Source organism: Pseudoalteromonas sp. NGC95 (assembly GCF_015864705.1).
Classification (GTDB): Bacteria; Pseudomonadota; Gammaproteobacteria; order Enterobacterales; family Alteromonadaceae; genus Pseudoalteromonas; species Pseudoalteromonas arctica.
In genome coordinates this window covers 12,242-27,601 of sequence record NZ_JADYWR010000002.1, presented here as the reverse complement: position 1 = coordinate 27,601, position 15,360 = coordinate 12,242, and the positions used below count along the sequence as shown (strand labels likewise).

14 protein-coding genes and 5 tRNA genes are annotated in these 15,360 nt (G+C 39.3%); 16 read left to right on the top strand and 3 right to left on the bottom strand.

What is annotated here, in order from left to right; genetic code table 11:
* Positions 1–194: 194 nt before the first annotated feature.
* On the top strand, positions 195–878 hold the full coding sequence (locus tag I6E70_RS02475) for a hypothetical protein (protein WP_197187968.1): 684 nt from the start codon (positions 195–197) through the stop codon (positions 876–878).
* Between the two features lie 93 nt (positions 879–971).
* On the opposite strand, the gene I6E70_RS02470 is transcribed toward I6E70_RS02475, so the two are convergent.
* Positions 972–1,292, bottom strand: a complete 321-nt coding sequence (locus tag I6E70_RS02470) for a BON domain-containing protein (protein WP_010553266.1) — start codon at positions 1,290–1,292, stop codon at positions 972–974.
* A gap of 272 nt (positions 1,293–1,564) precedes the next feature.
* On the bottom strand, positions 1,565–2,791 hold the full coding sequence (gene srmB / locus I6E70_RS02465; RefSeq protein WP_007376476.1) for an ATP-dependent RNA helicase SrmB: 1,227 nt from the start codon (positions 2,789–2,791) through the stop codon (positions 1,565–1,567).
* Between the two features lie 75 nt (positions 2,792–2,866).
* Between srmB and I6E70_RS02460 the strand changes: the two genes are divergently transcribed.
* From I6E70_RS02460 to I6E70_RS02445, 4 genes are all read left to right on the top strand, one after another.
* Positions 2,867–3,565, top strand: coding sequence for a tRNA1(Val) (adenine(37)-N6)-methyltransferase (locus tag I6E70_RS02460; protein ID WP_197187967.1), 699 nt, complete (start codon positions 2,867–2,869; stop codon positions 3,563–3,565).
* A 61-nt stretch (positions 3,566–3,626) separates the two neighbouring features.
* A complete protein-coding gene (locus I6E70_RS02455; RefSeq protein WP_197187966.1) occupies positions 3,627–5,336 on the top strand; it encodes a DUF4153 domain-containing protein in 1,710 nt (569 codons plus the stop codon).
* Positions 5,337–5,501: 165 nt separating this feature from the next.
* Positions 5,502–5,948: a DUF2147 domain-containing protein gene (locus I6E70_RS02450; protein ID WP_197187965.1), complete on the top strand. Its 447-nt coding sequence runs from the start codon at positions 5,502–5,504 to the stop codon at positions 5,946–5,948.
* 139 nt (positions 5,949–6,087) lie between these two features.
* The gene (locus tag I6E70_RS02445) at positions 6,088–6,555 is read left to right on the top strand and encodes a YHS domain-containing (seleno)protein (protein ID WP_007583762.1); all 468 of its coding nucleotides are present in this window, start codon (positions 6,088–6,090) and stop codon (positions 6,553–6,555) included.
* Positions 6,556–6,899: 344 nt separating this feature from the next.
* On the opposite strand, the gene fldB is transcribed toward I6E70_RS02445, so the two are convergent.
* Positions 6,900–7,421 (bottom strand): flavodoxin FldB, encoded by a 522-nt coding sequence (gene fldB, locus I6E70_RS02440; protein ID WP_007583764.1) that lies wholly within the window; start codon positions 7,419–7,421, stop codon positions 6,900–6,902.
* 94 nt (positions 7,422–7,515) lie between these two features.
* Between fldB and xerD the strand changes: the two genes are divergently transcribed.
* The 11 genes from xerD to I6E70_RS02385 all read left to right on the top strand — a co-directional run bounded on the left by xerD (position 7,516) and on the right by I6E70_RS02385 (position 15,253).
* Complete coding sequence (gene xerD, locus I6E70_RS02435; RefSeq protein WP_197187964.1) at positions 7,516–8,442, top strand: site-specific tyrosine recombinase XerD; 927 nt, start codon at positions 7,516–7,518, stop codon at positions 8,440–8,442.
* 63 nt (positions 8,443–8,505) lie between these two features.
* Positions 8,506–9,234, top strand: a complete 729-nt coding sequence (dsbC, locus tag I6E70_RS02430; protein WP_007583768.1) for a bifunctional protein-disulfide isomerase/oxidoreductase DsbC — start codon at positions 8,506–8,508, stop codon at positions 9,232–9,234.
* 81 nt (positions 9,235–9,315) lie between these two features.
* The gene (recJ, locus tag I6E70_RS02425) at positions 9,316–11,037 is read left to right on the top strand and encodes a single-stranded-DNA-specific exonuclease RecJ (protein ID WP_024590719.1); all 1,722 of its coding nucleotides are present in this window, start codon (positions 9,316–9,318) and stop codon (positions 11,035–11,037) included.
* A 143-nt stretch (positions 11,038–11,180) separates the two neighbouring features.
* A protein-coding gene (gene prfB / locus I6E70_RS02420) for a peptide chain release factor 2 (RefSeq protein WP_139016071.1) occupies positions 11,181–12,279 on the top strand; the annotation gives its coding sequence in 2 pieces (ribosomal slippage) (positions 11,181–11,255 and positions 11,257–12,279; 1,098 coding nt in all).
* 26 nt (positions 12,280–12,305) lie between these two features.
* A complete protein-coding gene (gene lysS / locus I6E70_RS02415; RefSeq protein WP_007583775.1) occupies positions 12,306–13,841 on the top strand; it encodes a lysine--tRNA ligase in 1,536 nt (511 codons plus the stop codon).
* 324 nt (positions 13,842–14,165) lie between these two features.
* Entirely contained in the window at positions 14,166–14,348 is a 183-nt protein-coding gene (locus I6E70_RS02410) for a hypothetical protein (protein WP_010553261.1), read from the top strand.
* A 128-nt stretch (positions 14,349–14,476) separates the two neighbouring features.
* A tRNA-Ser gene (locus I6E70_RS02405) sits at positions 14,477–14,569 on the top strand.
* Between the two features lie 39 nt (positions 14,570–14,608).
* Positions 14,609–14,685, top strand: a tRNA-Arg gene (locus I6E70_RS02400).
* 74 nt (positions 14,686–14,759) lie between these two features.
* Positions 14,760–14,836: transfer RNA gene (locus I6E70_RS02395), tRNA-Arg, on the top strand.
* 148 nt (positions 14,837–14,984) lie between these two features.
* Positions 14,985–15,061, top strand: a tRNA-Arg gene (locus I6E70_RS02390).
* A 115-nt stretch (positions 15,062–15,176) separates the two neighbouring features.
* Positions 15,177–15,253, top strand: a tRNA-Arg gene (locus I6E70_RS02385).
* Positions 15,254–15,360: the final 107 nt, after the last annotated feature.

Genomic DNA, 15,360 nt, shown 5'->3' with positions numbered 1-15,360 from the left:
TACCAACAGCGCATTTTTACAGAGTAAAAATGCGCTTTTTAATTAGTTCAAGTCACTTTTCTTTATTCATTAATTATTTTCTCCAGCAGATTTTGTAACGTATTTTTTATAAGGTAAGTTTCCCTTTTATCTATTTATTATGCAATTATTGGTTATACAAGGTGTATTTTTTTAGATATTAGGGTTACAAACAAATGAAGTTAAAGATTAAATGGTTTACAAAAATAATTTTATTTTCAAGCCTAGTTATTAGCTTTATTTCAGTAGGTAACGAATATAATGCTAAATATGATGTGAGTTATAAATTAAATATAGATAACAATATCGCTGAAATACTTTTTCTCGATAAAAACAAAAACCTTACCTCTACATTAATCTTACCAAATAAAGCGGCATATATTGAAAAAGAGAAGTTACGAGAGTTTTGCAGCTCAGATGATGTTTTATGCCCTAGAAAAAGTTATGAAAGTAACGTTATCACTTGGTCACCTGATAATGAATATTTAGCTGTGTTTGTGGGTAATACAAAAGGGTTTTGGTTTATCCCCAGTAAAGAGATAACAAAAGCCGCATTCAATAAAAATAATGTAGTTAAAGTCGGCGTACATACTCAAAACGATAAAATAAATATTGCTCTATTTCATGGCGCGGCAGGATGGGTTGATAATCATCATTACGTTTTTTCAGCGGGTTTAAGTGGTGACAATTTTGTTTATAAGTTTAACCCAAAAACAAAGGAACTTAAGGGCTTTCCTTTTGAGCTAAATGAAGATTCTACGGTAAGTAGTTTTGAAAAAGTTTTTGTTGAAAGTTTTAATTCACAAAAAAGTAGTTTTAAATTAAGTGATGTTATTCAACAACTAGATAAATTGAAATAACTACAAAAAATAAACATAAAAAAGCGCAGCTTGTGTTGGAGTAACAAGCCGCGCTTATGAATTAGTTATACAAATAAGTTTATGTGGTGCGTATTAAATAACGCTAATTTTATTACGAATGATTTTAACCCCATCCATATTTTCTAAAAACTTTTGAGCTAGTGCGCGCTGAAAACCAGTTTGTGCTTCACCGTATAAATCTACTTCACCATTTTTTACCTGCACACGAATATCACTTAACGCTAGGTTAGGATTAGTTCGTAGGGTGTTGGTGATAGCTTGTTGTAAGTTAGGTTGAGTGGCTACACTGCTTACTACGGCCATGTTGGTTGCTGCACTTACCTTTGTAGCGCAAGCTAATAAAAATAAACAACAAAATGATACTAAAGCGATAGTTAACTTGAAGCGGTTCATAACTTAATCCTTACATTACGGTGAATAGTGCAGCCACAATATGGAAATTCCATCGGCTAGGTTATCTTTGTAGTTACAATTTCGGTGCCAATATTAACGCTATGAAATATAAGGGAATTTTATTAAGTGGGAATTCAGGTGGGCAAAAATTACATTTAAATGAGTATGAGTTACATGCTTGGGTTACATATGTAACGGGTACAAACACCAGAGCCTGTAAGGCTTGCATTAAAAAGCCGGCAAAAGCCGGCTTAGTATAAAAATGTTTTAGGTTACTTTTTCTTTTTAACCTTGGCCTTTTTCTTGGCTTTCATTTTTACTGGATCTTTACGCTTTTTAGCCGGTGGCTTAGCTTCTTTATGCTGTGGCTCAACACCTCTAATTACACGGCGTTTTAACTTTTGCTCAACGTAGCGCTCTACTTTATATAAAATACCAATATCGTGTGCTTCAACTAGTGATATTGCTATGCCTTTTTTACCAGCACGGCCAGTACGACCAATACGGTGTACATATACGTCGGCAGTGCGCGGCATATCAAAGTTAATAACGTGACTGATGTCAGATACGTCAATACCACGTGCAGCTACGTCGGTAGCAACTAATATGCTTGTTTTACCACTGTGGAAGTTTTCCATGGCTTTCATACGTTTGTCTTGTGGCATTTCGCCGCGTAACCACGCTGCTTTTACATCATTAGTTGTAAGTTCACCAATCAATGTTTCTAAGCGTTCGCGAGTTTTAACAAACACAATTGCTTTAGTCACGTCAGGATTTTTTAGCGTGTTAACTAACAATTCAAGCTTATGATGGTAATCGTCGGCTAAATGTACCCACTGATGAATTTTTGCTTTTTCTTTACGTGACGATTCGGCTTCTAATAGAGCTGGGTCGTTTAATGTTTTTTCAGCAAACCTTTCTACGCTGTCACCTTCAAGTGTTGCTGAGAATAAAAAACATTGGCGACGATTTTTAGCTTCGTCACAAATACGGCTCATTTCTTTTTTGAAACCCATATCTAACATGCGATCTGCTTCATCAATAATAAGCATTTCTACGTGTTCAGCATGAAAGTTTTCGGTTTCTAGGTATTCCATTAATCGACCTGGTGTGGCGATTAAAATATCGTTATTTTTTTCAAAAATTTCTTTATGCGTGCCGTAGTTAATACCGCCTGTTACTACACCAATTTTTAGGTGTGTGCGTTTAGCTAGCAGTTCACATTGTTCATGAATTTGATAAGCCAGCTCACGAGTCGGGGTCATAACGAGTACGCGCGCAAAACCAGGGTCACGACGTGGGAAATCCAGTAAGTACTGAATAGCCGGAATTAAAAATGCCGCTGTTTTACCTGTACCAGTAGGCGCAGATGCTAAAATATCGCGCCCCTGTAGTGCTTCAGGAATAGCTTGTTGTTGAATGCTGGTTGGCGTCTCGTAGCCCATTTTATTAATGGCATCGAGTAGCTTGTTATCAAGATCAAATTCAGAAAATTGCATAGAGTGTCTAAAATAAGGGACAATTACCCTGATTATACGCGCTATGCTGCGCTTGGTGAATGAAAAGGTGAAAAAATGTCTGGTTTTGTATTTAAACAATTTAAAGTTGAACACGACCACTGTGCAATGAAAGTTTCTACCGATGGCATTTTGCTTGGTGCATGGGCTAATTTAAGCGGTGCAAAGTCGTTACTTGATATAGGCACCGGCACCGGCTTACTAGCACTAATGTGTAAGCAGCGCAGTAATGAGCTTGATATAACTGCGGTAGAAATTGACGAAAGCGCCTATACCCAAGCATTACAAAATGTAGCTAATAGCCCGTGGCCAACTATAAATATTACGCACCAAACTATTCAAAGCTTTAGTAGTGAAGTTAAATTTGACGTGGTTATCTCTAATCCACCGTATTTTAATCACAGTTTAAAAGGCGATAATGTTGCGCGTAATACCGCACGTCATACCGACGGCCTAAGTTTTGAAGAGTTAATTAATGCGTTTAAACATTTAAGCCATAGTGGTTCTCGCTTTAGCTTAATACTCCCAAGCGTTGAAGGCGCATTATTTATTGAGCTTGCTACTCAAAATGGGCTTTATTTAAATGCTCATTGCCAAGTAAAAGCCACGCCCAACAAAGATATTAGCCGCAGTTTAATGACATTTAGCTACGTAAAAAGCGATATAGAATCATCAATCCTGTGTATTAGAAACTTAGATAATACCTACACTGCTGATTATATAGCCCTGTGCAAAGCATTTTATTTGAAAATGTGAAGCAATTGTAAAATAGGAACGAATAACGCAAACTGACTAAAACCTATTGTTGAGAACAGATATGGATAGTCAGTTACCAAAATCTTTTATAATTATACTTGCCGTATTACAGGCTATTGCTCTTACCTTTTTGTATAGCAGTATAGAAAATAATGTGTGGCCAGCAACAAACCCTACATGGTTAGTCTCACTTATTACATTTTCTATGAGTTTTCCTTTATTAATGCTAATGACCGTTAATAACAATAATATAAAAACGTCGTTGATTTTAATCCTTCCTTTTTCCTTGTTGTTATCTTTATTGGGGGCGTATGCTGGCTTTCAGCAAGAGCCTCAAGAGTACGTAAGTAATAACACTTTAATGTCAGTTTTTATTTTTACTAGTTTAATAGCTGGCTTTAAAGGCCTTATGTACATACAACAATTTGGTAGCTCAGAAAATGTTAGCTACAGTCGTTTATTTAAGCTCTCTTGGCGCAATTTTATAATTTTTGGAGAATGCTGGCTGTTTGTACTTATTTTTTGGGGAATTCTAAATTTAGGTGCGGCTTTATTTGATATTTTAGATATAAAATTTTTCTCTGAGCTACTAAGAGATGAATGGTTTTGGATCCCAACTTTAACGCTCGCATTTGCCTTTGCGAGTGTCATATTTAGAAAGCTTTTGAACATTGAAGATAATATCGCTTTTTTACTACAAACTTTAATTAAGTTTTTATTGCCTGTTTTATCAGTTATTTCTCTCGGTTTTTTAGCAACACTTCCTTTTACCGGACTCAATAAATTATGGGAGACCGGAAGTGGCAGTTTATTAGTAATGTGGCTGCAGGTGCTCACGTTGTTTTTTGTTAACACTGTTTATAAAGATGACTCATCAGTTCGCCCTTATCACATGCTCTTGCACCGACTCGTTTTTATAAGCGTTGCGTTACTTCCAGTTTATAGTGTTATTTCTGCCTATGGAATTTACTTACGGGTAGAGCAGCATGGGCTAACAGTAGATCGTTGTTGGGGCATTTTGATTTGGTTTTTATTGGCGTGTTTTTCGTTTAGTTATCTTGTTGGAATTATAACAAAGCGAGACAATTGGCTAGAGCCGCTTAGCAAAATAAATATTGTGATGGGGTGGGTGGTGCTCGTTAGTATGCTTGCTGTTAACTCCCCTTTATTAAATTTTCAAAGCTTATCTACAAACAGCCAAATAGCGCGTTTAGATGCAGATAAAGTAACAATAGAAAAGTTTGACTATTACTATTTTGAGCACAGCTTAGGTCGCCAAGGTTATTTAGCTATGCAGTTATTAAAACAGAAAATTGAAACGAGTCACCCAGAGCAATACGCTATCATCGATAGGATGTATGTAAATAATGAGTTTGCTTTAACGCTTGAACACACAGTCGATGATTTTATTGAGCGCAGTGTATTTTGGCCATCACAAGCGCTAATACCTCAAGGTTTAATAGAGGCAGTATTTTCTGAACAACATTTTTACGATCGTAACTCTTTAAAAGAACATACTTACTATTTCATTGGCATGGATTTAAACAAAGATGATGAACTCGATTTTATAGTGATTGACGAAAGTAATGAAAATATATCCGCATATTTCTGGTTATTCGACATGGGTAAGTGGCGCTCAAGGTATATGAATGTCGAAAATCCTGAAGAGATTAGATACCTTAAAAGCATGATTGATAATAACGAATTATCTTTAGTTGAGCCTGAATATTCAAATCTAAAAATAGGGGATGTTGTTTTTAAAGTGAGGTAATACGTAACTTTTTTTTATGCTACTGCCCCTTAAACCTAAACTAATGATTATTAGTTTAGGTTTTTTGCTTTTAGTTTTTTATTTTATGTACAGCGCTTTAATAGTGTGTTTATAAATCACCTGATATGATTTAACCATTGGCCACTTAATTTAAAAGGCAACACAATGAAAAAGTTAAATAAATTAGCATTACTTAGCACATTAGCAGCCACCATTTTTGCAAGCCAAGGTGTGTTTGCTGCTATTACGCCAGTAGGGCTTTGGAAAACGATTGATGAGGATACAAACCAAGCTAAGTCGTATGTACGTATTACCCAAACCAACGGTGTATTAAGCGGCAAAGTTGAAACCATTCTTAACCCGGCAAAACAAAACGATATATGCAGTAAATGTGATGATGAGTTAAAAGATCAGCCTCTTTTAGGAATGACTATAATCACGGGTGTAAAAGCACAAGATGATGGCGTTTGGGGAGACGGTGAAATACTCGACCCAACAAATGGTAAAACCTACACTTTACAACTAACCCCGCAAGATGAAGGTAAAAAGCTCGAGGTACGCGGCTACATTGGCTTTTTTTATCGAAACCAATATTGGCTAAAAGTAGAGTAAGTTTTACTACTTATTTAATCACTAAACGTTAAATAATTAAGTATTAACTGAAATCATTTTTGCGCTTTGCCTTTCTTACTCACTAAGCCAGCTATATTTAATTGGCATTCAATTTTGAGTAAATAATAAAGGAAAAAAGATGATTAAGTACATAGTTGCTTTAATAATGCTTAGCGCACTGTTAATAAGCGGTGGGGCAAATGCAAAGGATGATGCTGTAAATACGGGTTGGTTTAATAACACGGCTATTAAAGGGTACGACAGCGTTGCTTATTTTACGCAAAATAAAGCCGTTAAAGGCAGCGACAAATACACGTTTAGTTATTTAGGTGCCAACTGGCACTTTTCGAGTGAAGAAAACAAAACGACATTTGCAGAAAACCCAAAGCGTTATGCACCGCAATACGGTGGTTGGTGTGCTTATGCAATGGCTGATGAAGGTAACGCTGTAGGTATAGACCCAGAAGCATTTTATATTCACGAAGGTAAGCTTTACTTAAACTATAGCGAAAGCGTGCAGCAAAAATGGTTAAGTAATTTACTACCATACATTGTTATGGCAGATGGGTACTACCCACAAACAACCAATGTGATGACGTTTCAATAAATTACTCATATTGCTAGGGCGTGTTGATCTTTGTGGATTGAAATTTGTTCAATCTAGGGGCGATTAAATCGCGGCGCGAGGTTTGTAACCTAGTGGGCTAAGTAAAAACCGAGCAACAAAGAGTTGATCGCCCCTAGAAAGAACCCAGAGGGCAGTGCATGTTTGGCATTTATGCTGCGTTATCGCCTATTTATGGGGAATAACCACACTACATAGGCTCTGCCTTGCCTAAAAACCAAACATACTGCTGCAAATTCACCCACCAAAGATCAACACGCCCTAATTAAAAAGCCCGCAACTAAACTAGTTGCGGGCTTTTTGCTTTTTATTTATTAGCTTATTAATTAAAGCGTTTCGCCGTATTCAGTCATTACCTGTTCAACCCATGTTGCAATGCGGTCGTCGCTTAGCTCGTATTGACTGTCTTCGTCGAGCGCGAGTCCTACAAACTGTTTACCATCAGGCGTTAATGCTTTTGAAGCTTCAAACTCGTAACTACTGTCGTTTGGCCAAAAACCAAGTTGAGTAAATGTTTGCGTATTTATTTCGTCGTGTAGCATGCCTAGCGCATCTTGAAACCACTGCCCGTAACCTTGTTGATCGCCCATGCCAAATAAAGCAATGGTTTTACCATTTAGGTTTACGTCGGCTATGTCGTCCCACTTTGACTCCCAGTCTTCTTGTATTTCACCAAAATCCCATGTTGAAATACCAAAGATGATAAAGTCATACTGCTCTGCATTTTTTAGTGGCTCGTCTTTAATATTGTGCAGGGTAACTATATCGGCACCAATAATGTCGCGAATCTTTTCTGCTGCCATTTCGGTGTAGCACGTAGTAGAACCAAAAAATAAACCAATTTGCATCGTATTTATCACTGTGTAATTGCCTGATATGATAGGCTCAAGTTTACCGTAAGGTATTTTTAATTGATACCTTAGCAAAGCATGAGAGCATAATGTGACAACGCTATCTGACGATTCTTTTGAAAATAACAGCAGTATGAGCAGTAATAGCGACTACCTAGAAACCTTTTTAGATAGCCTGTACTTAGAACAAGGCGTAAGCGAAAACACATTAAGTGCTTATCGCAGTGATTTAGATAAGTTTTGCCTATTTTTAAAGGGCGAAAATTTAATGACGGTAACAGGGCTTGATGTAGAGAGTTACTTAGCGCACCGAGTCGATTTAGGCTTAAAACCACGCAGTACTGCACGTAGTATTAGTGCGCTTAAGCGTTTTTATCAGTACTTTATGCGCGAAAAACTAATTAGCGACACCCCCATGCTAAATATTTCTCAGCCAAAAGCAGGGCAGTCGTTACCTAAAACACTCTCAGAGGCCGAAGTTGAGGCATTATTAAATGCGCCTAATACCGAAGAAGCGATGGGACTGCGCGATAAAGCCATGCTAGAGCTACTTTATGCAACGGGTTTGCGTGTAAGTGAGCTTGTTGGACTACGCATGGAGCAAATTAATTTGCGCCAAGCAGTGGTGTTTGTAAAAGGTAAAGGTAATAAAGAGCGCTTAGTTCCACTGGGTGAAGAAGCCATGTATTGGCTTGAGCAATTTTTAAAGGGTGGGCGTGCGCAAATGATAAAACATGCCACCGATTTTGTGTTCCCATCTAAACGCGGAGTAGGCATGACGCGACAAACCTTTTGGCATAGAATTAAACACTATGCTATTTTGGCAGCAGTTGAGTCTCCATTATCGCCCCATACTATGCGCCATGCTTTTGCTACGCACTTATTAAATCATGGGGCAGATTTACGTGTGGTACAAATGATGTTGGGCCATAGCGATTTATCAACGACGCAAATTTATACCCATGTTGCCAATGAACGGTTAAAGTCGGTACACGCAGAGCATCATCCGCGTGCGTAAGTTTGAAAGTAAATATCATTAAGCCGGTCAATATATTAAGTATTTTTAGGATAGAGAGAAGTTATGAAAAAATTAATGTTAGCAGGTGCCATGTTGTGCACAAGTATTAGTGCATTTGCAAATGGCGTTGCTGTAACACCAGATGCTAATGATCCTATTATTACTAAATTTGCCGAGCTTGGTGTAACTGTAAAGCAAATTAACCCAAGTCCAGTAACGGGTTTAAAAGAATTGATTACTAACAAGGGCGTGCTTTACGCAAGTCCAGACGGTCAATATTTAATGCAAGGTACGTTAATTGATTTAAATAATCGTAATAACCTAACAGAGCAAGCATTAAATGGCGTGCGTGTTGAAGGTCTTAAAGAATACGAAGAATCGATGATTGTGTACAAAGCGCCAAACGAAAAACACAGCATTACTGTATTTACCGACATTAGCTGTGGTTACTGTCGTAAATTACACCGCGAGTTAGACGATTTACTTGATGCGGGTATTACCGTTAAGTACTTAGCGTTTCCACGTGGTGGCTTACAAGGTTCAGGTTACGCAGATTTAATGAATGTATGGTGTGCACGCGATCAGCAAGAAGCACTAACAGAAGCTAAATCGGGCACAAGCACTAAAGTAGTTGCAGGCTGTAGCGCACCGGTTGCAGAGCATTACCAATTAGGTCAAAGCTTTGGTATTAGCGGCACACCCGCTATTATTTTAGAAGATGGTACTATGATCCCTGGTTACCAGCCAGCAGCAGCACTAAAAGCAGCATTAGAAGCTAACAAAGCGTCGTAATTAAACGCTTAGTTATTATTAAAAAGGCCTTAATGGCCTTTTTTTGTCTTTTTAATACGACTCAATAAGTTAAAACCCTGCATGAAAAAACTAATCATTGCGCGTGAAAACGTTGACGACTCGCATCTGCCGAGTAATTTACACCCTGTAATTAAACAAATTTATGCTAACCGCAATGTATTCAATGCCGAAGAGCTAAATAACAGCGTAGCTACGCTTCACGACTTCAAATTGTTTAAAGACATCGACAAAGCCAGCGACTTATTAATTGAAGCATTAAAAGCGCAAAGCCAAATATTAATAGTTGGCGACTTTGATGCCGATGGCGCAACAAGCACTGCAACATTAATGCAAGGCCTTGAGATGTTTGGCTTTAAGCATTTAGATTACTTAATTCCTGACAGGTTTAGCTTAGGTTATGGCTTAAGCCCCGCGCTTGCTGAGCAAATAGTACAAATAAAACCTGATTTAGTGATCACAGTAGATAACGGCATATCGTGTATTGCCGGTATTGATATTTTAAAAGCGGTTGGCATAAAAGTGCTGGTAACAGATCACCACTTACAAGGTGAGCAGCTGCCAAATGCCGATGCAATCGTAAATCCAAATAGGCACGAATGTGATTTTCCGTCTAAATCTATTGCAGGCGTTGGCGTTGCTTTTTACTTATTAATAGCGCTGAGAAGCGTAATGCGAGATTTAGGTTATTTTGAGCAACAACCGCCGCCTAATTTAGCTAACTTACTCGACATTGTAGCGCTTGGTACGGTTGCTGATGTAGTGGCACTTGATGCAAATAACCGCACCTTAGTACACCAAGGTTTAGCACGTATTCGCAGTGGTAAAACACGCCCTGGTATTACTGCGCTAATTGAAGTGGCTAACCGCAATGCTGCCCGCTTAAGTGCAAGCGACTTTGGCTTTTCACTTGCGCCGCGTTTAAATGCAGCAGGGCGATTAGACGACATGAGTTTGGGTATAGCGTGCTTGCTTAGCACCGATATAAACCAAGCGCGTAGTATTGCGGGCGAGCTCGATAGCTTAAACTTTGCAAGGCGCGAAATAGAACAAGGCATGCAAGCCGAGGCGCAAGCCGTGCTTGATAGACTCGCATTTAGCGACGATAACATCCCTGATGCAATTTGTTTGTTTCAAGACGATTGGCATCAAGGTGTTATTGGAATTTTGGCTGGTCGCTTAAAAGAAAAGTATCACCGCCCAACCGTTATATTTGCTGGTGGCGAAAACGGTGAAATTAAAGGCTCGTGCCGCTCTATTGAAGGGCTACACATGCGCGATTTACTCGAAGGACTTAATACTGCCGACCCACACTTAATTAATAAATTTGGTGGCCACGCAATGGCCGCTGGTTTAAGTATTAACGAGCAGCACTTTAACGACTTTAAAAAAGCGTTTGATGCCGCCGTTAGCGCGCAACTGAGTGAAGAAAGTAAGCGCTGTATTGTATTTACCGACGGCGAGCTGCCAAACGACTGCTTTACAATGGAGTTTGCCCAGCTATTAAAGCAATCGGGCCCGTGGGGTCAGCAATTTCCTGAGCCGGTGTTTGAGCATACCTTTGAACTAATACAGCAGCGCATAGTAGGCGAAAAGCATTTAAAGCTTGTGTTAAAGCACCAATCTGGTCGATTAGTTGACGCCATTGCTTTTGGTATTGATGTAAAAGAATGGCCAGATACTGAGGCGAAGTTTGTAAAAGTCGCGTACCAGCTCGATATAAATGAGTTTAGAGGTAAATTTACGCTGCAATTAATAGTTAGAGAGCTTGAAAAAGTGCACTAAAAAATATGTAATATCATGCATAAAATGCTAATAAAGCGCGCGGTTTTTTGTTAAAATCGGGCGTTTTTATCATTTGACGATAATTTATTGCGAAAATCCCATTTAAAGGGGCGCAATTACCTAGCCATTTTGGAGTGATGTACATGTTTGAAGTGAATCCTGTGATTAATCAAATCAAGGAAATTCGCGAACGTACTGAATTGCTTCGGGGGTACCTTTGACTACGCTCTTAAACAAGAACGCTTAGAAGAAGTTAACGCCGAGCTTGAAGATTCAGCCGTGTGGAATGAACCTGAACGCGCACAAGCGCTTGGCCGTGAAAAGTCAGCATTAGAAGCTGTTGTTGAAACAATCGACAACCTTGTAGCCGGTACTGATGACGTTGAAGGCTTACTTGAGCTTGCTGTAGAGGCTGAAGACGAAGATACCTTTGTTGAAGCGCAAACTGAGCTTGCTGATTTAAACGGACAGTTAGAAGGTTTAGAGTTTCGTCGTATGTTTTCAGGTCCTCATGACTCAAACGATGCGTACCTTGATTTACAATCAGGTTCTGGCGGTACTGAAGCACAAGACTGGTGTAATATTCTACTTCGTATGTATTTACGTTGGGGCGAGGCTAAAGGCTTTAAAGTTGAGCTAGTTGAAGCGACCGACGGTGATGTTGCTGGTATTAAAGGCGCAACTGTCCGCTTTGTTGGCGAATACGCTTACGGTTGGTTACGCACAGAAACTGGCGTACATCGCTTAGTACGTAAAAGCCCATTTGACTCAAGTGGTCGTCGTCATACTTCATTTGCTTCTGCGTTTGTATACCCAGAAGTTGACGATAATATTGAAATTGATATGAATCCGTCAGACCTGCGTATAGACGTTTACCGTGCATCGGGCGCGGGTGGTCAGCACGTTAACACCACCGAATCGGCGGTTCGTATCACTCACGTACCAACAAATACCGTAGTGCAGTGTCAAAACGAGCGTTCGCAGCATAAAAATAAAGCCCAAGCGATGAAGCAGCTAAAAGCTAAATTATTTGAGCTTGAGCTACAACAGCAAAATGCTGAAAAACAAACGCAAGAAGATGCTAAATCTGATATTGGTTGGGGTAGTCAAATTCGTTCATACGTACTTGATGACGCACGCATTAAAGATTTACGTACAGGCGTTGAAAACCGCAATACCCAATCGGTACTTGACGGTAACTTAGATAAATTTATTGAAGCCAGCCTTAAATCTGGCCTATAACCACCAAGCTAATAAAGAGCTAAAAAATGACTGATAAAATCCAAGACGAAAACAAGTTAATCGCTGAGCGTCGCGGCAAGTTAGACGCTATACGCGAAAATTGCCCAGCCAACGGTCATCCAAACCAATTCCGTCGTGAGCATTACACGGCTGATTTGCAAGCCCAGTTTGGTGATAAGAGCAAAGAAGAATTAGTAGAGATGCAAGAAGTTGTGTCTATAGCTGGCCGTATTTTAGCAAAGCGTGGACCGTTTTTTGTAATCCAAGACATGAAAGGTCGCGTACAAGCGTATGCATCTAAAGATGTTCAAAAAGATCTTAAAGAAAAATATGGTCAACTAGACACTGGCGATATTATTGGTGTTAAAGGCGCATTAAATAAATCAGGTAAAGGCGATTTATACGTAGAAATGACTGAGTACCAACTATTAACTAAGTCACTTCGTCCGTTACCAGAAAAATTCCATGGCTTATCAGATCAAGAAACAAAGTACCGCCAACGTTACGTTGATTTAATTACTAACGAAGCAACGCGCGAAACATTCCGTATTCGTTCACAAGTAGTTGAAGGCATTCGTCGCTTTTTAGCAGACCGTGACTTTATGGAAGTAGAAACACCAATGCTACAGGTTATACCTGGCGGTGCATCTGCGCGTCCGTTTGTAACTCACCATAACGCGCTTGATATCGACATGTACTTGCGTATAGCGCCTGAGCTTTACTTAAAGCGCTTAGTGGTAGGTGGTTTTGACCGTGTATTCGAAATTAACCGTAACTTCCGTAACGAAGGGTTATCTACGCGTCACAACCCAGAATTTACAATGATTGAATTTTACCAAGCATACGCTGATTACATCGACCTGATGAACATCACCGAAGACATGCTTCGTACGGTTGCAGAAAACGTACTTGGTAGTGCAGTTGTAGTTAATACAACTAAAGACGAAAACGGCGAAGTTATCGATTCAGTTGAGTACGACTTTGGCCAACCGTTTACACGTTTAAGCATGAGCGATGCAATATTAAAATATAACCCTGAGTTTGATGCTGCGGTATTTAACGACCCAGAAAACCACTTTGACGAATTAAAAGCGTACGCTAAACAAGTGCACGTTAAAATTCCTGAAAATTGTGTTTGGGGCCCAGGTAAGTTCTTGTGTGAAATATTTGAAGAAACAGCAGAGCACATGCTTATTCAACCTACGTTTATTACTGGCTACCCGTGGGAAGTTTCTCCACTTGCACGCCGTAACGACGAAAATGCATTTGTTACAGACCGTTTTGAATTTTTTGTTGGCGGTCGTGAACTTGCAAATGGTTTCTCTGAGCTTAACGATGCACAAGACCAAGCTGAGCGCTTTACTCGCCAAGTTGAAGAGAAAGACGCAGGCGATGATGAAGCAATGCATTACGATGAAGACTACATACGCGCACTTGAGTACGGCTTACCGCCAACTGCAGGTGAAGGTATTGGTATTGACCGTTTAGTAATGTTGTTTACTGACTCATCAACAATTAAAGACGTTATTTTGTTCCCGCATATGCGTCCACAAGCAGACTAAGCTTTGGGTAGAACAAAGTAAGTTAATAAACGCCGCTTAATAGCGGCGTTTTTTTTGCTTTGCATTAGTATTTTAATTAATAAGTACTACACTAAAAATTAAATGTAGTTATTAGTGCTGGTTAATGTGCAATTCAGCTTCGCTAATTTATTGTTATTGGCAGTTTTTAATATTAAAACTAACAGTGCTATAACTTTTTAGTATGATTGTTTTTTAAACATATGTTGTATTTATGTAAAGGTTTTAGCTAGAATACGCACGAAATTTACACTGCTTGGTATTTAGCAGTTAAATATAGATTCTTAAAGGACTTAGAATAATAGTATGAAAGACAAACGAGTAGATGATTTATCAGAAGAATGCACATCAGAGCAAGAAAGAAATGCTTACTACCGTGCTTGTATTGCTGAATTTCAACAATTAGGTTACCAAGAACAGTATTTGGCTCAGTTAACTGATGACTTAGTTCCTGTGCTAGGTGTTAATCCTTCAAATAAGAATACGTAACCCGCTTAAATTTCAAACTAATTACACTTTTAAACCAAGCATATGTGCAATCTATAACCATATAGTCGTTTTTGGTAGAAAAGTGTTTGACATATTTTCTGAAATCTTTATTATACGCCCCACAAGACGGAGAGGTGTCCGAGTGGCCGAAGGAGCTCCCCTGCTAAGGGAGTATAGAGTTTGTAGCTCTATCGAGGGTTCGAATCCCTCCCTCTCCACCATTTCTTTTAATGGCGTGTTTTGTAAAGTTTTAAAGTATTGGGTGCATAGCTCAGCTGGATAGAGTACTCGGCTACGAACCGAGCGGTCGGAGGTTCGAATCCTCCTGCGCCCACCATACTTTAATAACTCTGCTTAGAGTCTAAATAAGCAAAAGCTCTACTTAGAGTTAAAATAAGTAAACTATAAAGTGGGTGCATAGCTCAGCTGGATAGAGTACTCGGCTACGAACCGAGCGGTCGGAGGTTCGAATCCTCCTGCGCCCACCACTTTATAGACTCATACTTAGAGTATAAAAAAGTAAAGTGTTGGCTAAAGCCAAACGGTCGGAGGTTCATTCTTACAAGATACGTCCTGCGCCCACCACTTTATAGACTCTCACTTAGAGTAAAAACAAGTAATAGTAAAAATGAAAGTGGGTGCATAGCTCAGCTGGATAGAGTACTCGGCTACGAACCGAGCGGTCGGAGGTTCGAATCCTCCTGCGCCCACCACTTTCATATTTTCATACACTTTTAAGTGTAAGAAAAATAAACCGATGGAAATCGGTTTTTTTATGTCTGAATTTATACGCTCTGCTTAGAGTTTAAATAAGCAATCTATGAAAGTGGGTGCATAGCTCAGCTGGATAGAGTACTCGGCTACGAACCGAGCGGTCGGAGGTTCGAATCCTCCTGCGCCCACCACTTTCATAAACAAGCCGACATTAAGTCGGTTTTTTTGTGCCTGAAATAAAGTGAAACGTAAACTACCACTCCTGTAGCCGCAGAGCTTGCTCGCGTGAGAAGCGCTA